General features: G+C 58.4%; 22 protein-coding genes and 2 pseudogenes. 10 read left to right on the plus strand and 14 right to left on the minus strand.

Annotation, left to right across the window (positions count from 1 at the left end; all coding sequences use genetic code 11):
* On the minus strand, positions 1 to 1,445 hold a 1,445-nt coding region (locus tag HHJ19_RS09045; RefSeq protein WP_296906153.1), incomplete at its 3' end, for a deoxyribodipyrimidine photo-lyase.
* Between the two features lie 117 nt (positions 1,446 to 1,562).
* On the opposite strand from HHJ19_RS09045, the gene HHJ19_RS09050 reads away from it, so the two are divergent.
* From HHJ19_RS09050 to HHJ19_RS09095, 10 genes are all read left to right on the plus strand, one after another.
* A complete protein-coding gene (locus tag HHJ19_RS09050) occupies positions 1,563 to 2,150 on the plus strand; it encodes a YqgE/AlgH family protein (protein ID WP_296906155.1) in 588 nt (195 codons plus the stop codon).
* Entirely contained in the window at positions 2,143 to 2,613 is a 471-nt protein-coding gene (ruvX, locus tag HHJ19_RS09055; protein WP_296906157.1) for a Holliday junction resolvase RuvX, read from the plus strand. Before HHJ19_RS09050 ends, ruvX begins: the two co-directional genes overlap by 8 nt.
* Complete coding sequence (gene pyrR / locus HHJ19_RS09060; protein WP_296906160.1) at positions 2,606 to 3,124, plus strand: bifunctional pyr operon transcriptional regulator/uracil phosphoribosyltransferase PyrR; 519 nt, start codon at positions 2,606 to 2,608, stop codon at positions 3,122 to 3,124. Before ruvX ends, pyrR begins: the two co-directional genes overlap by 8 nt.
* Positions 3,125 to 3,151: 27 nt before the next feature.
* A complete protein-coding gene (locus HHJ19_RS09065) occupies positions 3,152 to 4,114 on the plus strand; it encodes an aspartate carbamoyltransferase catalytic subunit (protein ID WP_296906163.1) in 963 nt (320 codons plus the stop codon).
* A 198-nt stretch (positions 4,115 to 4,312) separates the two neighbouring features.
* Positions 4,313 to 5,608 carry a dihydroorotase gene (locus HHJ19_RS09070; protein WP_296906166.1) on the plus strand — a complete coding sequence of 432 codons (1,296 nt, stop codon included), beginning with the start codon at positions 4,313 to 4,315 and terminating at the stop codon, positions 5,606 to 5,608.
* 36 nt (positions 5,609 to 5,644) lie between these two features.
* Positions 5,645 to 6,400 (plus strand): 1-acyl-sn-glycerol-3-phosphate acyltransferase, encoded by a 756-nt coding sequence (locus tag HHJ19_RS09075; protein WP_296906214.1) that lies wholly within the window; start codon positions 5,645 to 5,647, stop codon positions 6,398 to 6,400.
* Positions 6,401 to 6,740: 340 nt separating this feature from the next.
* Complete coding sequence (locus HHJ19_RS09080) at positions 6,741 to 6,962, plus strand: CsbD family protein (RefSeq protein WP_296906169.1); 222 nt, start codon at positions 6,741 to 6,743, stop codon at positions 6,960 to 6,962.
* A gap of 80 nt (positions 6,963 to 7,042) precedes the next feature.
* Positions 7,043 to 7,612 carry a hypothetical protein gene (locus tag HHJ19_RS09085; RefSeq protein WP_296906172.1) on the plus strand — a complete coding sequence of 190 codons (570 nt, stop codon included), beginning with the start codon at positions 7,043 to 7,045 and terminating at the stop codon, positions 7,610 to 7,612.
* A gap of 344 nt (positions 7,613 to 7,956) precedes the next feature.
* Positions 7,957 to 9,351, plus strand: coding sequence for an MFS transporter (locus tag HHJ19_RS09090; RefSeq protein WP_296906175.1), 1,395 nt, complete (start codon positions 7,957 to 7,959; stop codon positions 9,349 to 9,351).
* 48 nt (positions 9,352 to 9,399) lie between these two features.
* A complete protein-coding gene (locus tag HHJ19_RS09095) occupies positions 9,400 to 10,404 on the plus strand; it encodes a putative sulfate exporter family transporter (RefSeq protein ID WP_296906178.1) in 1,005 nt (334 codons plus the stop codon).
* Between the two features lie 154 nt (positions 10,405 to 10,558).
* Here the strand turns inward: HHJ19_RS09095 and HHJ19_RS09100 are convergent, their stop codons facing one another.
* The 13 genes and pseudogenes from HHJ19_RS09100 to HHJ19_RS09160 all read right to left on the minus strand — a co-directional run.
* Positions 10,559 to 11,623: a Stealth CR1 domain-containing protein gene (locus HHJ19_RS09100; RefSeq protein ID WP_296906181.1), complete on the minus strand. Its 1,065-nt coding sequence runs from the start codon at positions 11,621 to 11,623 to the stop codon at positions 10,559 to 10,561.
* A 254-nt stretch (positions 11,624 to 11,877) separates the two neighbouring features.
* Positions 11,878 to 12,036: pseudogene (locus HHJ19_RS09105) on the minus strand (DEAD/DEAH box helicase family protein); the annotation flags it as partial.
* Positions 12,017 to 12,193 (minus strand): Arm DNA-binding domain-containing protein, encoded by a 177-nt coding sequence (locus HHJ19_RS09110; RefSeq protein ID WP_296906187.1) that lies wholly within the window; start codon positions 12,191 to 12,193, stop codon positions 12,017 to 12,019. The gene HHJ19_RS09110 and the pseudogene HHJ19_RS09105, both read right to left, overlap by 20 nt.
* A gap of 470 nt (positions 12,194 to 12,663) precedes the next feature.
* Positions 12,664 to 13,083 (minus strand): hypothetical protein, encoded by a 420-nt coding sequence (locus tag HHJ19_RS09115; protein WP_296906189.1) that lies wholly within the window; start codon positions 13,081 to 13,083, stop codon positions 12,664 to 12,666.
* A 98-nt stretch (positions 13,084 to 13,181) separates the two neighbouring features.
* Entirely contained in the window at positions 13,182 to 13,406 is a 225-nt protein-coding gene (locus HHJ19_RS09120) for a hypothetical protein (RefSeq protein ID WP_296906191.1), read from the minus strand.
* A 96-nt stretch (positions 13,407 to 13,502) separates the two neighbouring features.
* Positions 13,503 to 14,549 carry an HNH endonuclease gene (locus HHJ19_RS09125; protein WP_296906193.1) on the minus strand — a complete coding sequence of 349 codons (1,047 nt, stop codon included), beginning with the start codon at positions 14,547 to 14,549 and terminating at the stop codon, positions 13,503 to 13,505.
* Between the two features lie 502 nt (positions 14,550 to 15,051).
* Positions 15,052 to 15,624, minus strand: a complete 573-nt coding sequence (locus HHJ19_RS09130) for a hypothetical protein (protein WP_296906196.1) — start codon at positions 15,622 to 15,624, stop codon at positions 15,052 to 15,054.
* Positions 15,621 to 16,130, minus strand: coding sequence for a hypothetical protein (locus HHJ19_RS09135; RefSeq protein ID WP_296906199.1), 510 nt, complete (start codon positions 16,128 to 16,130; stop codon positions 15,621 to 15,623). Before HHJ19_RS09135 ends, HHJ19_RS09130 begins: the two co-directional genes overlap by 4 nt.
* Positions 16,127 to 18,541 carry a DUF3987 domain-containing protein gene (locus HHJ19_RS09140; RefSeq protein ID WP_296906201.1) on the minus strand — a complete coding sequence of 805 codons (2,415 nt, stop codon included), beginning with the start codon at positions 18,539 to 18,541 and terminating at the stop codon, positions 16,127 to 16,129. Before HHJ19_RS09140 ends, HHJ19_RS09135 begins: the two co-directional genes overlap by 4 nt.
* Positions 18,534 to 18,815, minus strand: coding sequence for a hypothetical protein (locus HHJ19_RS09145; protein ID WP_296906204.1), 282 nt, complete (start codon positions 18,813 to 18,815; stop codon positions 18,534 to 18,536). Before HHJ19_RS09145 ends, HHJ19_RS09140 begins: the two co-directional genes overlap by 8 nt.
* A gap of 10 nt (positions 18,816 to 18,825) precedes the next feature.
* Positions 18,826 to 19,170, minus strand: coding sequence for an AlpA family phage regulatory protein (locus HHJ19_RS09150; protein WP_366929397.1), 345 nt, complete (start codon positions 19,168 to 19,170; stop codon positions 18,826 to 18,828).
* A gap of 96 nt (positions 19,171 to 19,266) precedes the next feature.
* Positions 19,267 to 20,004, minus strand: coding sequence for a hypothetical protein (locus HHJ19_RS09155; RefSeq protein WP_296906211.1), 738 nt, complete (start codon positions 20,002 to 20,004; stop codon positions 19,267 to 19,269).
* 42 nt (positions 20,005 to 20,046) lie between these two features.
* Positions 20,047 to 20,335 (minus strand): annotated as a pseudogene (locus HHJ19_RS09160) (integrase); the annotation flags it as partial.

The following is a 20,335-nucleotide window of genomic DNA, read 5'->3' on the forward strand; positions in this document are numbered from 1 at the left end:
AGCGTCAGCGCGCGTGCCGCATCATGCTGCACAATGGGTCCCGGGTAGTTTTTGCCTAATTCGACACCCGCGGCGACGAGTTCCGTGGGCTTTGCCTGCCAGGGACTGTGCAAGGCGGGCGTGGCCAATTTTTCCAGTACAGGGAGGTATTTACGGATGAATTTTCCCCCCGCATCAAATTTTTCGCTCTGGCTGATGGGATTGAAGATGCGGAAGTAGGGTTGGGCATCGCAACCTGTGCTGGCCGCCCATTGCCATCCACCATTGTTCGACGCCAAATCAAAATCGTTGAGCTTTTCGGCAAAATAGCGCTCTCCCCATTGCCAGTCAATACCGAGGTCCTTCACCAGAAAGCTCGCGCTCACCATGCGCAAGCGGTTGTGCATATAGCCGGTCTCATTGATCTGCGCCATGGCGGCGTCGACCAGCGGATAACCGGTTCGACCCTGGCACCATGCATGAAAAAGGGTGACAGCCTTTTCACCGCTTTCCCATACGATAGCGTCGTATTCGGGCTTGAATGCGCGGTGCGCTGCGTGAGGGAAGTTGCTTAGTATCTGGGCATAGAAGTCACGCCAGATCAGCTCACCAAGCCAGGTCGTAGCGCCTTCATCGCCATCCTTGTGCTTCTCAAGCGCGCTGAGCGTCATCTTTCTGATGGATACCGTGCCGAATCGCAAATGTACGCCGAGATAGCTTGGGCCTTTGACGGCAGGATAATCCCGGCTGTCTTTATAGTGGGAAATTCGGTCCAGAAAGTCGTTAAAAAGTGCGGCTCCCCCTTCGCTTCCGGTTGGTATTTTCAGGGCGGACAGATTGGTTTTTTCGAACCCCAGATCGGCCAGCGACAGCATGGGTTGCGCTTCACTTTCCGGCGTGGCCGCAAGCGCGGCGGCATATTTCTGAATTGGGTAGGCTTTGAGGTAAAAGGGGTCAACTTTTTTCATCCAGGCATTTTTGTAAGGCGTGAACACGCTGTACGGTTTGCCTGCCTGGGTAAGCACCTCGGCGCGTTCAAAAATGACGTGGTCTTTAAAACTGTGAAAAGCCACGCCCTGGCCCTCGAGCAATGACTGGACCTGCGCATCGCGCGCCAGTGCCTGCGGTTCGTCGTCGTGATTGGTAAAGACGGCATTCACTGAAAACCTGGACGCGAGCGACAAAAGTGCTTGGGCGGCTGTGCCGTGCCTGACTAGCAGGCCGGTGCCCGGCTTGCCGTTTTCCCGGCCAAGCTGACGCAACTGATCATCCAGGTCCAGCAGGGATTCCCGGATGAACTCCACGCGGCGGTCGGCGCGAGGCAGGGGCTTGAGAATGTCCTGGTCGAAGACAAACAGGCAGATCACCTGTGCGCAGGATTTCAGGGCATGGTGCAGCGCCGCATTGTCTTGGGCCCGCAAATCCCGTTTGAACCACATCAAGCCGGTCTGGTATTTCTTTTGCATGGGGCTGATGATAGTTAAGTCAGGCCCGGCAGGCTTCCCGGGTAGGGAAGTCAGCCGACAGGCTGAGCCGGTGAGTTTGTGCCCCTCGCGCTTGCACCGTACGCGTAAAATCCTTAAATGGCTTTAGATTCATCCCCGATCAACCTTACGCATCACTTTCTCATCGCGATGCCGGGGCTGCAGGATCAGACCTTTGCCAGAAGCGTGGTCTACATGTGCGAGCATAGTGCCCGTGGGGCACTGGGTCTGGTCATCAACAAGCCCAGTGACATCAACGTCAAGGGACTGTTCGACACGGTCGAGTTGCCGTTGCGTCGCCAGGACTTGATTGAAACCCCTGTTTTTCAGGGAGGACCGGTACAAACCGAGCGTGGTTTTGTGCTGCACGAATCTATGATGCCGGGCCTCGAATCTGTTTACGCCTCGACCATGTCGATTCCCGGGGGTCTGGAAATGACCACCTCCAAGGACGTGCTGGAAGCGCTCTCCACCGGTGCCGGACCACTCAAAATATTTGTCTCGCTAGGCTACTCAGCGTGGGGCGAAGGCCAGCTTGAATCCGAATTGCTGGATAACAGCTGGCTCACGGTGGAGGCTGATGTGGCGGTCATTTTTGATACGCCGGTGGAGCAGCGCTACGACAAGGCCCTGATGCTGCTTGGCCTTGAAAGCTGGATGCTGTCGCCCTTCGCCGGCCATGCATGAGCCTGCCGGTGTCCCCGGTTTGGGGCTCCCCCAGATCTATACACCGCTGGCGGATTCGTCTCATCCCGCTGCGGGTTTCCAGACCTTTCTGGGTTTTGACTACGGCCTCAAGCGTACCGGTGTGGCAACTGGCAACGTTCTGACCCGCACCGCCAGCCCCCGGGCGACCATCGTCGCCGAAGGCTCTGCCCGGTTTCCGGTGATCCAGGCCCGCATCAGGCAGTGGCAGCCCGATGCGCTGGTGGTTGGAATTCCTTTCCACCCTGATGGCGCAAGCCACGACAATACCCTGCGCGCTCAAAAGTTTGCCCGCCAGTTGCGCGGTCGCTTTGGCTTGCAGGTGTTCGAAGTCGATGAGCGCTACAGCACGACGGAAGCCCTCGCCGCTGGCGCCAAAGACGCTGACGCGGCATCGGCCTGCATCATTCTGGAGCAGTTTTTAAGGAGTCTTCCCAATGAGTAGTCTGGTCCTCGACGCCGAGGCGCTGTATGCCGATTTGCTGCGCAGCATGCGCCCGCAAATTCTTTCTGCCGAGTTGCCGCCACGGCTGGTCGGCGTTGCTTCGGGCGGTGCCTGGCTGGCCCAGCGTCTGCAAAAAGATCTCGGTTTGAGCGAGCAATGCGGCATTCTTTCGTCCTCCATGCACCGCGACGATTTTTCGCAACGCGGCCTGTCGTCGGGTACACCGACCTCGCTGCCCTTCGACGTCAACGGTGCCCACCTGATCGTCGTCGACGATGTGCTTTATACCGGGCGCACCATCAGGGCCGTACTCAACGAGCTGTTTGACTACGGCCGACCCGCCAGTGTCAGGCTGGTGGTGCTGGTTGACCGCGGCGGGCGCGAGCTGCCGGTGCAGGCGGATCTGGCCGCTGCGCGTGTAAGCCTGCCCGCGTCGCAAACACTGGAGCTGGCACGAGCGCCGGATGGCCGCTTCAGTTTTCGCCTGCAGGACCTGTCAACCCCCGTTTGAATTCAGAGCGCAAGAGGAAACCACAGCGTGTTGCACCGACAAAACCCCCAACTTAACAAGCACGGCGAACTGATCCATTTGTTGTCGACCGAAGGCTTGCCAAAGGCCACCCTGACGCAGATTCTGGACACCGCCGCAAACTTTGTCAGCGTTAGCAATCGTGAGGTCAAAAAAGTCCCGCTGTTGCGCGGCAAAAGTGTTTTTAACCTGTTTTTTGAAAATTCCACCCGGACCCGAACCACCTTTGAAATTGCCGCGACTCGGCTTTCAGCCGACGTCATCAACCTGGACATCGCCCGCTCGTCGGCCTCCAAAGGCGAGTCGCTGCTCGACACCATCGCCAACCTGAGCGCCATGGCGGCCGACCTGTTCGTGGTGCGCCACGGCGAATCGGGCGCGCCCTACCTGATCGCCCAGCATGTGGCGCCGCACGTCCATGTCATCAACGCCGGCGACGGCCGCCACGCGCATCCGACGCAGGGTTTGCTCGACATGTACACAATCCGGCACTACAAAAAGGAATTCAGCAACCTGACGGTTGCCATCGTCGGCGACGTGCTGCATTCACGCGTGGCGCGCTCAGACATTCATGCGCTGACCACGCTGGGTTGCGCCGAAGTGCGCGTGGTCGGACCCAAGACCATCGTGCCTGCGGACATGGCGCAGATGGGGGTGCGCGTCTGCAACACGCTGGAAGAAGGCATCAGGGACGCCGATGTGGTCATCATGCTCAGACTGCAAAGCGAGCGCATGACAGGCGCGCTACTGCCCAGCAGCCAGGAGTTTTTCAAGAGTTTTGGCCTAACCAACGAAAAATTGCAATTTGCCAAACCGGACGCGATCGTGATGCATCCCGGCCCCATCAACCGGGGAGTGGAAATTGACTCGGCGGTGGTTGATGGCGCGCAGAGCGTGATCCTGCCGCAAGTCACCTTCGGCATCGCGGTCCGCATGGCGGTGATGAGCATCGTTGCAGGAAACGAAGCATGAATGTGGTCCCCACGCTCCCCGCTTCGCGTGATTCGCTGCCCCCCGAGGGGGCCGCCCCGCCTGCAGTCCGGCAAAGCCGGTCCTGCAGCCAGAACTTGAAAAAGTGGGCAGCCGTGCTCCACTGCCTCTGGTTTGCTGCCCGCCGGGAAGGGTTGGCTTTGGGCGAGTACCAGCGGCAGCTTTTTTCGGAAAAATAAAATGAAACTCCTCATCAAGAATGGCCGTGTCATCGACCCCGCCTCCTGCTTCGATCAGGTCGGCGATCTGGCGGTTGCCGCCGGGCGCATCGTGTCCATCAAGGGTACGGTTGCTGATTTCACCCCCAACAAGACCATCGATGCGACGGGTTGCATCGTTGCCCCCGGGCTGATTGATTTGTCGGCCCGCCTGCGCGAACCGGGCTACGAGCACGAGGGCATGCTGGAAAGCGAACTGGCGGCGGCGGTGGCCGGTGGCGTGACCAGCCTGGTTTGCCCGCCCGACACCGACCCGGTGCTGGATGAACCCGGCCTGGTTGAGATGCTCAAGTTTCGCGCTGAAAAGCTGCACCAGTCACGCGTCTTTCCGCTCGGCGCCCTGACACGCGCCCTGAACGGCGAAGCGCTGACCGAGATGGTCGAACTGACCGAAGCCGGCTGCGTGGGATTCAGCCAGGCTGAAGTGCCGCTGGCTAACACCCAGGTGCTGATGCGGGCGCTGCAATACGCCGCCACTTTCGGCTACACGGTGTGGCTGCGTCCTCAGGAAATGTATTTGGGCAAAGGTGTTGCCGCCAGTGGTGCACTGGCTACGCGGCTGGGCCTGAGCGGCGTTGCGGTGGTGGCCGAAACGATTGCCCTGCACACGATTTTCGAGCTGGTACGCGCCACTGGCGCGCGCGTTCACTTGAGCCGCATCAGCAGCGCTGCCGGTGTGGCGCTGGTGGCCCAGGCCAAAGCCGAGGGACTGGCCGTGAGCTGCGACATCAGTATCAACAGCCTGCATCTGACGGACGTTGACATTGGCTATTTTGACAGCCGGATGCGGCTTGACCCGCCGCTGCGTCAGCAGCGCGACCGCGATGCATTGCGGAAGGGACTCGCCGACGGCACGATTGATGCGCTGGTATCCGACCACACGCCGGTCGCTGCAGACGCCAAAACCCTGCCATTTGCCGAGGCCGAGCCGGGGGCGACCGGCTTGGAGCTGCTGCTCGGCCTGGCTTGTAAATGGGGCAACGACAGTCAGGTTGGCATGATGCGAGCTCTCGCCGTGTTGACCAGCGAGCCAGCGCGCGTGCTGGGCCATGCGCTTGGCACCCTGCAGGCCAGTGCGGGGCGGCTGGTCAAGGGTGGCGTGGCCGATATTTGCGTGTTCGATCCGCACTGCGCATGGCTGGTCGAGCCCGCCGCGCTGCGCAGCCAGGGCAAACACACTCCGTTCTCCGGCTATGAACTGCCGGTATCCGTACGCTACACCCTGGTGGGTGGACAGGTGGCGTTTGAACGCGCCTGATCCGTGGGGGTCCGCGCCGGTCTGGTGCGCTCCGGCATGCTTTGGGGCGCGTTCGTGAGGCGCATCAGGGCCTGCTGGCGCGTGCTGCGCATCACGGGTCACATCTTCTCTGGTGTATGGATCGCAGCGGTTCGCCTTCCGCGCCTGCAGCAACCCCAGCAAAACGCCGAAGTGCAGGCTTGGGCGCAGACGTTCCTGAAACATGCTGGTGTGGTGCTGGAAATTCGCGGGCAGCCGCCCGTTACCGGGCCGGTGCTGCTCATCTCCAACCATATTTCCTGGCTCGACATTCCGGTGATGCATGCGGCGCGCCACTGCCGTTTTGTTTCCAAATCCGACGTGCAGGACTGGCCCCTGGTTGGCATGCTGGCAACGGCGGCGGGCACGCTCTACATCGAACGCAGTTCGCGGCGCGATGCGCTACGCATGGTGCGCCTGATGGAAGACGCACTGAAGGCTGACGAGGTGCTGGCGGTTTTTCCTGAGGGCACGACGGGCGACGGGCGCTTGCTTTTGCCTTTTCATGCCAACTTGCTGCAGGCCGCAGTCTCTGGCAATGCGCCGGTGCAGCCGGTCGGCCTGCGTTTCATCGACCAGGCGACTGGCCAGACCAGCCATGCGCCCAGCTACATCGGCGACGAAACGCTGCTCGGCTCGATCTGGCGCACCCTGTGTGCGCCGCCGGTCATGGCGGTGGTGCATTACGGCCAGGCCGAGTTCGCTGACGGTCGCGACCGCCGCGTATGGACCCGTCATTTGCGCCAGACGGTTGACAGCCTGCGACAAAGCTGAAGGGGCAGTTTTCCGGTGCCGGGCAGCCTTGCCGAAACGGCCCATTCGTCATAAAAAATGCTATTGAATAAATAGCAACTAACCACAGAAATACGGCTAGTCTCGGCTTGTTTTTTCGAATTGAGTGTCGCCAAGGCAAACCACTGAAGTGCCAGGTCAGGTTGCGCAGGTGCGTCGGCACAACTCGACTGTAGGCATGAGCCTACGCATTTCAAATCTGAGGGACTACCGGCGTCAAGTGCCTGCTTGGATAGCATTTTGATATCCGTAAATAGACCTGCGGGCATTTCGAAAGCCGCCGCAAGCCCTTAGCGGACTTATCAACAACAGAGGAGAGTGTATGAATCAAGATCGCGTGGAAGGCAACTGGCTTCAGTTCAAGGGTAAGGTCAAGGAGCAGTGGGGCAAGCTGACCGATGATGATCTTGACGTGATCGCCGGCAAGCGGGACCAGTTGTTGGGCAAGATCCAGGAGCGCCACGGCGTCACGCTTGAAGAGGCCGAGAAGCAGCTGACTTCATTCCACGAGCGCAATCCGACCAACTTCTTCGAACGCTATTGAACTCCCCTGACTTGGTTGGGCCCGATGGGCTGACCGAATCGACTCTTCAATTTACTGACTATTTGACCCAGGAACCTATCATGAAAATCAAACTTCTGATGCTCACCGTAGCCGTCTCTTGCGCTTTTGCCGGCAGCGCCATGGCAATGACCAAGGCCGAGTACAAAACCCAAAAAGACCAGATCACTACTGAATACAAGGCCAATCGTGACAAATGCGGCGCCATGAAAGCCAACGCCAAAGACATCTGTGTGTCCGAAGCCAAAGGTATGGAAAAAGTAGCCAAAGCCGAACTCGAAGCCCAATACCAGCCAAGCGCCAAAAATACTGAAAAAGTGGCCATGGCCAAGGCCAACACCGCCTACGACACCGCCAAGGAAAAGTGCGATGACCTTTCCGGCAATGCCAAAGACGTTTGCGTGAAGGATGCCAAGGCCACTCACGTAAAGGCCAAAGAAGATGCCAAAGTCGCCAAAGTCTCTGCCGACACCAGCAAGAACAAGACCGAAAAAGTCACGGACGCCAAGAAGGACGCCAACGATGAAACGCGCGAAGCCAATTACAAAGCTGCCAAGGAGCGCTGTGACGTTTTGGCCGGTGCCGCAAAGGACACCTGCCTGAGCGACGCCAAAGTCAAATTCGGCATGTAAACGACGTTTCTTCGTCCGCCACGATGGCGGATTCAGCCAACTTCAAGAAAAAGATCCCGGCCATGTGCACGCATGCCGGGTTTTTTTTTGTACCGCACTTTCCCCCTCCGGCGCACCTTTTTAATGCCCGATAGCGCTCATGTCCCCTGATTGTCGTTGTATGTTGCTATAAAATTAATAGCAAAAAATTTTTGGCCGGATTGCGGTCACCAGGCAGATAGTCCCGGTAACTAACTCAACAGCCCTTATAAAATAGCAGTGAACCGGGTCCGAAAATACATGGGCAGGGCAAATACAGGGCCTGTAAGCGCGGGCTTGCTCACCGGCTTCTCTCAAAGGATTGCATGCTTGTTCAGGATGGCTTGCCAGCGCGCGAACGCCGTGGCGCCCTGGTGGTGATCATTCTCGGCATCCTCATGGCCGTACTTGACGGTACCATCGTCAATCTCGCTTTGCCTGACATCACGCGCGAGCTCAATGCCAGCGCTGCCCAGTCCATCTGGATCATCAATGCCTACCAGATCGCCACGCTGGCGCTGCTGCTGCCATTGGCCACGCTGGGGGATATCGTGGGCTATCGCCGCGTTTACCTGATCGGCATGGCAGTTTTCGTCATCGCTTCTGCGGCCTGCGCGCTGGCCTCCTCACTGACAGCCCTGGCGCTGGCGCGCGTGCTGCAGGGGCTGGGTGCTGCGGGCATCATGAGCGTCAACACGGCACTGGTGCGGCTGATTTATCCGCGGCATTTGCTGGGCCGTGGCATTGCCATCAACTCCCTGGTGGTGGCCGCCGCCTCGGTCGCCGGGCCGTCGATTGCGGCGGTCATACTTTCGACGGCGTCGTGGCCGTGGCTGTTTGCCATCAATATTCCCGTCGGCCTGATCAGCCTGTGGCTGGGGCGCAGCGCTTTGCCGGAAAATCCTATCAAGGCCGGTGGCGCGCGTTTTTCCGCGCTGGACGTGGTGTTGAACGCGCTGATGTTCGGGCTGGTGTTCCTCGGCATCGACGGGCTGGGTGTTCGTGTCGAGGCCGCGCCTGGCGGCGCGCACAGTACCCCGCTGTGGCTGGCGCTTGCCGAGCTGGCGGCGGGCATTGGAGTGGGCGTGATCTACGTTCGGCGCCAGCTGGCCGAGCCGGTGCCGCTGTTCCCGCTCGACTTGCTGCGCATCCCGGTTTTTGCCCTGTCCATGGGAACTTCGGTGAGCGCGTTCTGCGCGCAAACCCTGGCCTATGTCGGCCTGCCGTTTCTGCTGCTGGGGAGCTATGGCCGCAGTCATCTGGAGGCTGGTTTGCTGCTCACCGCCTGGCCGCTGGCTATCGTCGTCATGGCGCCGCTGGTGGGCCGACTGATTGGCCGTTATTCCGGGGGTCTGCTGGGCGGTCTGGGTTTGGGGCTGCTTTCTCTGGGCCTGTTGCTGCTGGCCGTTTTGCCCACTCAGCCTGTCAACGCAGATATTGTCTGGCGCATGGTTTTGTGTGGTGCTGGCTTTGCCCTGTTCCAGTCGCCCAACAACCACACCATCATCACCTCGGCACCAGCGCATCGCGGCGGCGGTGCCAGCGGCATGCTGGGTACTGCGCGTCTCACCGGGCAGACACTGGGCGCTGTGCTGCTCGCCATCATCTTCAGTTTTCTGGATCCGGCCAATGGTCAGGGCCCGCTGGTGGCGCTCTGGCTGGCCGCAGGTTTTGCAGCGGTCGCTGGCACCTTCAGCGCGCTGCGCATCAGGCGCTCTTGAGCGCGGCCAGCCGCATCCATTTGCACATACCGGACGAGACGCTTCCCAGTGATTCATTTTTCATTTTTAACCGCCAGATTGCCCGGCGCCCTGGTGTGCATCCTGATCGCGCTGGCGGCTACTTTTCTCTCCGCGCACTACGGCGGGCCGCAACTGCTGTATGCCTTGCTGATTGGCCTGGCCTTTCATTTCCTGATCGGCAAGCGGGGCATCAAGCCGGGGGTCGACTTCTGTGGCCGCACCCTGCTGCGAATTGGCGTCGCGTTGCTCGGCGCGCGCATCACGCTCGGCCAGGTTGCCAAACTGGGGGTGGCTTCGGCGATGACCATTATGCTTGCCGTGGCACTCACCATTGGTTTTGGCTTGCTGCTGGCTAAATGGCTCAAGCGCCCCCCGGAAGAAGGATTGCTCTCGGGCGGCGCGGTCGCCATTTGCGGGGCCTCCGCCGCACTTGCGCTGTCGTCGGTGCTGCCGCAAACCAGGGAGAACGAACGCTTTACCTTGCTGGCGGTGGTCGGCGTCACCGTTCTCTCAACGCTCAGCATGGTGAGCTATCCCTTTGCCCTCAAGCTCATGGGCCTGCCGCCCGGGCAGGCGGGGATTTTTCTCGGCGGGACCATTCACGATGTGGCGCAGGTGGTGGCTGCCGGAATGATGCTGGGGCCGGAAGTCGGCGACACCGCCACCGTGGTGAAACTCTTTCGCGTCATACTGCTGATGCCGATTGTCCTGCTGGTGGCCGTCCGCTACAGAAGCCATCCGGCCGCGCGGACAGCGGAAGAAGAAGTGCCCCTCGTGCCTGGGTTTTTGCTCGCTTTCATTGTGCTGGTGCTGCTGTCCAGCATGGGCGCTTTCAGCCCCGCGTTGAGCCAGCTGGCAGGCGATGCATCGCGCTGGCTGCTGGTCACCGCGATTGCAGCGGCCGGCATCAAGACGAGCTTCGAAGATCTGCTCAAACTCGGCTGGCAACCGGTGGCTATGCTGCTCGCAGAAACCGTGTTCATCGCCGCGCTGGTGCTGGCCGGCGTTCTTGCATTGCGGCTGGGTCTTTAAAAGGCGTTCGTAGCTTCGGCTTGGCCTTCAGTCGCCGCAATACCCTGGCAATCCGGCCAAAATGACGTCACCGCTGAAACTCAGGGTTGTTTGGGCCTGTAGTCGAGGTTTTATAGGCATAGCCTGCTATTAAAAAAATAGCAAACTCAATCTGTCATGCAACCAGTCTGGGTTTTTCAGTAGCTATTGACGCCTCAAACGTGCTGACCGGCTGGAATCGAATCGCCGTTTTGAATTCGTGGTGCGGCCGCTCGAACGGGGACGGCTCCGGTAGCAGCTTTTGCAGCGTGTGGGCAATTCGCAGCAGGCGCAGGTCATCGTCAGCGGCCTCGTCGCAGGTGTCGTTGATACAGAAAAACGGCAGCTTGCCGAACTTTCGCAGCAGGGCGCCGAGTTGCTGCTCGGCCCGCAAGTCGCCGCTGTTGATGTGCAGGGGGTTCAGTGTCCGCTGCTCGGCATGGCCGACATGCACCATCCAGCGTGGCAGCAGGTCGGGCACGATGGGCGGAATCTGCCAGGAGCGAAACGTGGTGGAGCGCAGCTGCGCAAACAGCGCTGGAGCGATACGCTCAAGTTCCAGCGCGGCGCTTTTCAGCATGGGGCGCGGCGCGTGCGAAAAAATTCGCGGGTCGTGGCGGTACTTCGGGTAGTGTTGGCTGAGCCACTGTCCGGACTGGATGGACGCGTTGACCAGCGCTGTCCCTTGCGGCTGGAGCTCGGTGTAGTGAGCGATCGGCATGCCCTCGGCAAAAACCTTGAGGTGTTCGCCAAACCACCAGCCCGGGTCAACCGGCGCGCCGAAGAAAACATCGTCGTTCAAGTACAAAAAGCGCTCTGAAAGGCCGGGAATATGGTGCAGATACGATTCGATATGACCCGAGTCAAATACCTGTGTGCTGGCTGCCGGCATCAGCGCGCCATGGTCCACTACGGTCACGCGGCTGGAGGGGCGTAACCAGCGCGGCGTTTGCCCGTCGGTGACGATGTAAACGTGCCCATGGTTTGGGAAAAACTTTTCGAGGGCTCGCAAATTGAACAGCAGCTCGCCGTTGTCGCGGTACCTGCCCGCCGCGTTGCCAAACGCAGCCAGCGCACCGGGGTGCTGGCGCACCCACGCGGCATAGGCCTGCTTGCGCTGGTTGCGCCAAACCGGGTCGGCGCCATCCACCCACAGGTAAACGATATCGACCGGTTCTGAATGTTTTTGCACACCTGTCATTGACTGCTCCGCCCTGGCCTGTTGTTATTCGCTGCAGGTGGCCCCGGAAGTTGGCTTGCGCTGCGCCCGTCGGTCAAAGGCCGCCCAAAGTTATGCCAAAAAAGCAGATGACTGGCGCGCAACGGTCGCCAGCGTGGCGGGGCCGGGCTATTTATGGGTTAAATATGACTCACGTCCATTGAACATGGGCCTTAGATGCTATTCAATCAGGAGTGATTTTAATTCAGTGCAGCACAGCTCAGTGCAGGTACTGGATAGGTGTCTGCGTTGTTGCGGCGCGTGGGTGTGGCCGTGAGGCCCAGCTGCCCGGCGGGCAAGAAGTATTTGGGGATGCCGCACCATTTGCCCTCGTCGTTCGCGCTGCCTCGGTGGCCCTTGTCAACGATGATCAAGTCAAAGAAGTCGGGCGCGTACCGCCGGGAACACGCCCAGCGCCAGCGTTTTGCGCTTGTCTGTGTGGGTGTAATCCATCCGCCCATACTTCCGGCCTTTCTTCACCAGCAGATAGCTGCCCCGACCGTCGGTGTGCTTGTTGCCTGCGGGTTTGGCTGTGTGCTGCCCTAACGGCATTTCATGCTGTCTTGTGAAATGGCGTGAGACAAAATGCCCTCGCTATGCCAGTAAACATGCGGGATTTGAGGGGTTCTGACACGATCTGATTTGATCAAATGGTGCACCAACAGGAATCACAAATCAGGCTGTAGACCGCATTTATGCTAGATACTTGAATTACGTTTTTGAAAAGTACCGCCAAAAGTACCGTTAAATTTTTTTGTGTCTCGTTTTTGACACTGTGTGAAGGGTTGTGTTGCCGTGTATCTCGCGCCCGCGCACGACGGCGTTTTGTGCGTTAGCGTTAAATCAAACCGAACTGCCGGTTTCCAAGGTTCGATCAGCTGGACTTTTTGCCCGGCTCAGCCTGCAAGTCAGGGATTTGCTAAATTTGAATTAATTCAAATGGGCGATATTTTCTGCGCGTGAGATACCGTGTGATTTCCAGCGCGAAAATTTGCCAGACTTTTGTAGCCCCCTTGATGGAGTCAGGGATCGACGCTAAGCAATCGCCAGAGATCTGAGTCTGGATCAAGGCCTTCTGCTTCGACCAAAATTTCTTTAATTTGCTTGTAGAGCCCGCCACTAGGCGTGACCCCCACCAACTTAACCGCATCAAGCAAGGCTTTGTCGCTCCTAATGACTGCAAGTTCTAACATGCGAAGAAGTTTACGTTGACGTTTCGCCCCAGGTGAGTCTATGAGCGTCACGATTCGGCATCTGATTTGATTGCGGAGCTCCTCCAGACTAGATTTATTTGCCCGTAAATCGTGGTCTTCGCCGACTTTTTGAAACCATCCTTTTCCATCAATTCCGACCAGATGGCTCCTAGGCGCAAATTCAACTGGACGGAAAGAACCGGCTACCAACTGATTTATTGAGTTCAGTTCCGATGGTGGTGACGTCATTTCTACCTTTCTCAGTGCCAATTAATACTGTGGCGACACTTCAAAGCTTAGTACAAGCGTCAAATAAGACTAACAATAATTGTTACCGGCCAGACGAGTTACACAGTCCATTTCCGCTGCTCCCGCATTGCCTCATTCAGCGCCTTGATAACCTGCCGCTGCTTTTGCCAATCGCCGCCCATCCAAGCGTTGCGTGATGCCGCTGCTTTACCCTCTGCGCTTTTTGGCCCAGTGGACTGCTTCCAAGGCTTCCACAGCCGGATAGCTTCGCTCTGCTGCTCTCGCCGCTCGGAGGTCCATGCACTTTTCAGCTTGTTTTGCATACGATCCATTTCAACTGCACTGTCAAACCTGAAATTCCTAAAAAAGCACTGGTTCTCAAACGAACCCCGTTAGTTGATGCGTCTATATACGATTTATCAGCTCTTAGATTTGTTCTGCTCCGCGCGGATTCTCCAGTGAGTCTGACGGTGGCAGTTCGCGCAAAGGCATTGAAGATCCCCTAGCTTCGTTCTATGGCCGGCAGCCATCTGGGCGATTGACACTGCTCTGTGATGTACCTCGAAGGCAGCTTCTCGCTCACCTTCAGCTAACTTCGAAAAATCCGACTTGCATACCTCGCAGAACAGTTTTCCGTACAGTCGGCGAAACTCATCTTTCTTTGCTTTAGCGACCCCGCGGGCTCTTTCTTTCCCGAGGTGATTTCGCTCCTGCGCGTCCCCTTCAGTCCATTCTTGATCTGGATTGACTTTCTTTATCGCAGTCGGTACTGCACCATCCTTGGGTACGATAACGTATCCCGCTTTCTCTAGCGCCTGAAAACATGGCGATCCCTGACCTCCCTTGAAATGATAAGGCCCCACATCAAAGCCTAAGGCTTCACCAGCGGCGAACCCAAATACGGCTTTCGGGGGAAGCCGGTTGCCGAAATCATCAATCAGAACGTCATAGCCCACGGAGTTGCCAAACGGGTGACTTTCTTGGTTTAGAAGACGGGTGACAGCGCTGTAGAGATGGTCTGATCTAACTAGCCCTAACATTTCATGGGAAAGGTTCACTGGGCGACCTTGCAACTTTTCAAGTGAAGGTACCTGCCCGGTAATGTTGATCCGAAGTCGGCGGGTCGAGTTACCGCCTTTTGCGCCTTCATTTTGACCAACTACCTTCATGCGTTTTGCCAAAATTTCCAATAAGACGTTTATTGGTTGCTGTAGGTCTTTGTCAGCTGCGACTACCTTCTGCTCCGTAGGGAGTCCAGTCAATTTGTTCGTATCTATGTGGACGTTGGCAATCAATGCGTCGCAACTGCGGAGCCGCTCTAACAATAGACCGAGCCCCTTTCTGTACTCGGTGTTTTTACCTCCTATTCCCTTTTTACCGCCCCTTGAATGAACGACGATTGAGGTAGATTCAAATTCGTAGTGGGCATCTATTGGCACTCCATTTTCGACTAGTAGAAATCTCATTTGTAGCTGCTGTTTACTGAATCATTGGTTAAACCGCACAATCATCCGAGCGGCATTTTTATCCTTGCAGGCACTGTTATACACGTATGGGCTCATCAATTGAGGTGCGTTTTTATTCAGTCGATCGTAAAACAGCGCGCAAAATTAAGAGATTTCATTATGAGTAAATTCAGGTATTGCAACTCGTCAAGCTTCGGTTCCGGCTGCCTCAACAGTGCCGCCAAGAAGCATGAGCATTCCGGCGACGAAAAGAAGTGCGAATTTTGCAATTCATCAAGCTACGGTTCTGGATGCCAAAAAAGGCAGACACAAAAGCATAGACACGGTAGCGGAGCTAACAAATGTCGATGGTGCGGGTCAACGAGCGTTGACTTGGGATGTGTAGGTAGTCCTATCGGAATTCGCGAAAAATAGCGTTTTCACTGACTGCTCCAGAGCGGTTCACTTGCCGATAGCCAAGCTCTGCCACTCGCGCCGTTGGGGTGTTCATCCTGCAACTGGGCTACCCACGCTGTGCCTTCAATAGTTTGTTTTGCTCCGATGGGGGCTTCCCTTTCTTGCGCTCCCGTGCGGATTGCTTAAGATCATCGCGCGCCGCCGCACCATTGTTCACCTGTTGCGGCCCATGGGCGATGTTGGCCTGCCTCACAAAAGTAGCCTGCCGGGGGTACTTCAAGTCCACCAGCGCCGATATGGTCGCCCGGCTCTGCGACTGAGCCTTCAAGGCCAGCCCCATGAAGGTTTCATACTGGCGCAAATTTTCTTGTGTCGCCGCCCGCCGCGCCAGGCTGGCAAAGATGGTTTGCAGCGCCGTCGCCTGCCCGACAAGCATCGATTCCAGGATGGACAGGTCGCCACCCTTCACGCCCGTGCATGATTCGCTCAGGCCCGCCACCAGTTCGCCAAGGTCAACTTCCTTGCCCATGATGTTGCCTTGAAAGGCTTCGATCACTGACGCGCCGTTGATGCAAGGCTGCAAAGCTGCACGCGATAAGACTTGCGCCGTTGTCTGGCTCGGTGCGCAGGTTAATTGCAGGTGCTTGGCAGTGCCTGCCGGTGTCTTTGCCTTGGTCATCGGATGGTTTCCTGTTGGTTTTGATCCATAAATCCGTCGCACCGCTGGGGCTGAATCACCAGCGCCACCGATAGCTGCGCATGTTGTGGCTTGGTCGCCACCCCGGCCCGCTGCCAGTTCTTGCAGCCCCATATGCCCGCATGGCCTGCCAGGTGGACACACTCCAGACACAGCCGCCGATCGTCTGCTTCCCGGTCCCGCGTCACCAGCTTGTCTGCCACTCGTTCCGCGTCAGGCTCTGCCAGCCCGCGCCGGGTGAAGTGGTGCAGCCGCGCCGTGAAGGTGTCAATCTCCCGCCCTGTCATGGCTTGGCTGTGTGGCCAGGCCCAGCGGTCAGGGTCATGCGCTCCCGCCGTCGGGTCGTTCGCTGCCGGTGAATCACCCCTGTTTTTTTGCATGGGGGCCATACCGGGGGCTACAAAACCTACGAAACCCGGTTTTGTAGGTTCTGTAGCCTCTGCCGTGGGGGTCGTGTCGATTTTCTTCAGTCGTGCCAGCCAGTTCATGCCGCGCCCCTTGACAGTGGATTGACGGTGTAGCGGTCGCTGGGTCTGCCGCCTGCCGCGCCGCCGGTCACAACCTCACGCTGCAACCAGTCGTAATCCGCCAGCACGTCCGCTGCCTTGCGCACGGCGTCCGGTGTGCCCAATCCGGCCCAATGCTTCAAAGCCACCTGCCGGGGGGTGAAGCTGTCCAGGATCACGCCGTCCCTGTCCACCAGCTTGCCGGTCTTGATTCGGGACAGCAGCGTTACTGCGTCCGTGGTTTCAGGCGTTACCGCCGCCGCATACAGCCGATTGGCATGGGTGCGCAGGTAGTCGGCAAAGGACAGCGCCCGGATCAGCTCACGCGCATGGATCATGCCGCCCGTGTCCGGTGTGTCAATCAAGGCAAACACCAGCGCCAGCGCCGGAATCAGCTTGCGGTACTTGGACAGATGCGACACCATCGCCGGGTGCAGGTCATCGCCGCGTATCTCGGTTTCAAAGGGAACCAGCCACTCCACAAAAAGGGCTTGCGCTGCGTCGTCAAAGCGCCAGATCACCGGCTCTGTGTCACTGGCCGGCTGAAGTTCCGCCAAGCGCTCGAACACCGCCCAGGCGGTCTGCCTGGCCGGGGTGTCGGGCCACTGGTCAACGTGGATAAATTCGCCTGTCACGTCTGGCCACACGGTCAAGGCGAAGCGCTGCAACAAACCATCATCAGCGCTGCCGCCCGCCACCGCGCCGCGCACGTATTCCTGAATCCGCCCCGGCTGAATGCCACCAATCACGGCTTGGCAGACACGGGGGATATGCACCGTTCCGCGTCCGATACGGTCAAAGGTGTAGCCTTGATTGCCGTCATAGCTTTGCAGCATGAAGGCCCGCGCCCCTTCCTGCCCCGGCTTGTCCAGGCCGGTCAGCAGTCCGTACAGTTCATCCCGATAAGACAAGGTGCCCCACGGGTTTTGCTGCATCAGTTCGCCCAACTTTTCCACCGTGGCATCGTTGACAATGAAGCGCCGCGCCATGGGTTCTGCAGGTAGGTCCACCGGCTCCAGTAGCGCCCGCGCCGCTGACGGGTCTTTGCCTGCAAGCCCCTTGGCCTTTTTCTCATTCGCATCATCCTGCATCGCCATCACTTTGCAGTCGAGCGCCCAGGCGTCGTGCTCTGCCTGCCAGCGTTCAAACTCCGTGGCCTGCAAGCGGTTCAGGGGTCGCAGGGCTTCACCCAGCGCCGGGGACTTCTTCACGCCTGCCCGGCCTACCAAGTTGCCCCAAAGATTCGGGACAACCTGCCAATCGTCTTTGGCCTTGGGCTGGATTACGGCCCGCGCACCAATGAGGCTGGACAAGGCCACCAGCGCCGCCACGGCTGGAAAGTCCGGCGGGCATTGCATCCGGTGAGCAATGTCCATCACCCAGGCGCGTAATGCCACGGGTAATAGTTCCGCATCGAACGGATCAACGGGTGGTAGTGCGTTGGGCAGTGGTGTAGGTTCTGGCCAGTCATCAGCGCCAGCAGCTCCGCACATTGCCGCCGCCTCGATACAGCCGCGCACCGCATCAGCCCCGGCCATTTGGTGCAGGTCGTTGAAGTCGGTTGCCTTATCGGGACGGTCTGGCCCAAACTGAGGTTTTATGAGAAAGCCGCCTACCGCCAGCGCCGCTGCCGTGGCTTTGCTCATGCCGGGATTGCCCTGCGTCAGGTGGTCATCATCCGCCGCAATAATGATTTTCATCGCCGCATACTTGGCTCGCAAGGCCAGCGCCACCGCCTGCAGGTTGCCCGCGTTGAAGGCCACCGCCACCGCGTGCCCGGTTGCCTCATGGAGGCTTGCGCCGGTCGCGTAGCCCTCGCAAACGATCAGCCCGCCTGCCGGTTTGCCAATCGAGTGATAGCAGCCCTTCACGCGCCCGCCAGGCATGAATCGTTTCTCGCCGTCCGGGGCGATGGTTTGCAGGCTGTGCAGTTTTCCGTCTGCGTCTCGCATCGGAATCAGCAGCCGGTGCCCGTCAAACTTCGCGCCGTGGGGCTTGATGCCCTTGCGGGTCAGGTACTCATGCGCCGCCGGTGCTGGTGTCGCCTTTTGCCACAATGCCGCCGCCGTCTGGCTGGCCTGTTGCTGGCTGGCTTGCAAGTCGGCATCGCGCTGTGCCCTCATGGCGTTGATGCGCTGCCGGTGGGCGTCGCGCACTGCGTCGGTCATGGCGTTGTCTGACTTCGCGCACCAGCTTGATTGCAAGCCGGTACGCCAGCAGCCAAACGCGCCAGCCGCTATGCCGTCAGCGTGCAGCGTGTACCAGCCGGAATCATCGCCGGGTTTGCCGTTCGTGCTGAATCGGTGGATTGCGCCGTTTGGGATGATGCTGTCCGGGGCTTCAAGGCCCGCCGCTGCAATGGCGAGCCTGAAATGCTCGATAGGGTCAGACATTGCCGCCCCCGATCTGTGCCAGGAAGTGCGCCGCCGCCTGCAAGTCGGGCAAGGCACGGCTCATGCCCCAGCGCGCTGCGTAGTACATGCCCGCGCCGTATGCCGGGTTGCTATGGGTTAGGGTGTGGCCCGCCAGCGCAAAGCGCGCTGCGAGGGTTGCAAAGGCTTTACCTTCTTGTGCTGCCGTGGGAAAATCAAGATCGGTGGTGTCAGTCCTAAGCCCTTTGGAATCGTAAGTTCCGGGGGCTTTTTCTTTGGTGGTGGTGGGGGTCATGGATTGCCCCTTACGCCGTGGCCTGTGCCGTCATCCATGCCCGCACAGCGCCCACGTTCCAGGCTGTCACGCGCTCAGAAAGTTTGCTGGGTTTTGGGAACGTGCCCGCCTTCACCTTGCGCCAGAGCGTCGGCGCAGAAAAGGGTAGGGGGGCTGGGGTGTCTGGCCTCTTTGGGCTTTGCACCAGTTGCGATTCTCGAACGTATCCGCTGTCTGGCAGGGCATCGAAAACCGATTGATGGATGGATGCCTTTTGCGCCGGGATGCTTGAGGCACTGGGCGTTTTGGGGCTTGTGGACTTGCTTGACATTGGGGGATACCTCCTGAAAGAAGGCTCCAATGTCGAGCTTGGCATGGGGCTTGAATAGTCGGTATAGCTCACCTATTCACTTGAAAAAAATACCCCATCCATTGTGCAAACCCGCATGAATGCTAAGTTTCCATAGCCGGCCTATTGGGAATTAAATTTCTTGCGCCCGCGTCCTTTGTCTGGATTTGCCACGGTTGCAATTCGCTGAATAGCCTCATTATTCAGTGTTATGAAGTTCCCTTTCAAGTAGTCGATCAACCTGTTTTTGAAGGTTGCGGTTCTATCACCATAGCCATTGGTCACTGCTCGGAATGCAATGTTTGCAGCGTGCAGTTCCTCGGGTAAGTCTGCCGGGTCTATGTCGGTTTCAACGGCTGCATTAACCGTAGTGGAAAGCTTACGGTCAAATGAATAGACGGACTTCATTTCAATTTGAGTAATCCAACGGGCAATTGAATAGCGCTCAAACTCCTGAACCTCAAATCTAATCTGCCGTTTATCGGCGAGCCAATCGTGGAGAGGAGTTTCTACACCAAAAAGCTCACATTTGCGGTGTAGGTCGTTCAGCTTCACGCTTAAAAGCTCGATACGAATAGGTTCTTTGAAATCCACATTTTCTAATTCGTCGATAAAGATTTCTTCAAAAAGACGATTGATGGCATTTTTATAGTGCACCGACATTCGGTCAGTGACTATCCGAACGCGCCATTGCTCATCCTCTGATTCGCTTGGCTCTAAGCCCAGTATCAGCGCCGCTGCGTCATATCCCGAAAAGTTTTCCGCAAAATCCCAATGCGATAAATCCGCCATACGTTCCCTGTCTCGCACCTGAAAAGAAAACCAGCGCCGCCGGGTCAGGGAGTCCCCGGTTTTCGCCATCGGGGATCAGCCGATAGCTAGGCGTGGCTTAAAACTGTTTTTTTACTTTGCCGCCGTGCGAAGCGGGATCACGTCCGCGCCAATGCGCAGCTTGTCCAGGTAGTCCGCCCAGCGTTGCATCATCTCGCGCCGTGCCGGTAGGTGGGCTGTCCGGTTATAGGCCCGCCCGTTGGCATCCTTCACCGCATGGGCCAATTGATGCTCTATTAAGTCCACCCGTTCGCCAAGCACCTCGTCCATGATGGTGCGTGCCGTGGCCCGGAATCCGTGGGCGGTGTGAACTTCCTTGCTGTAGCCCATGGCCCGCACAGCGCCGTTTATCGTGTTTTCG

The sequence above is a fragment of the Polaromonas sp. genome, assembly GCF_012927415.1.
Taxonomy (GTDB): Bacteria; Pseudomonadota; Gammaproteobacteria; order Burkholderiales; family Burkholderiaceae_C; genus Polaromonas.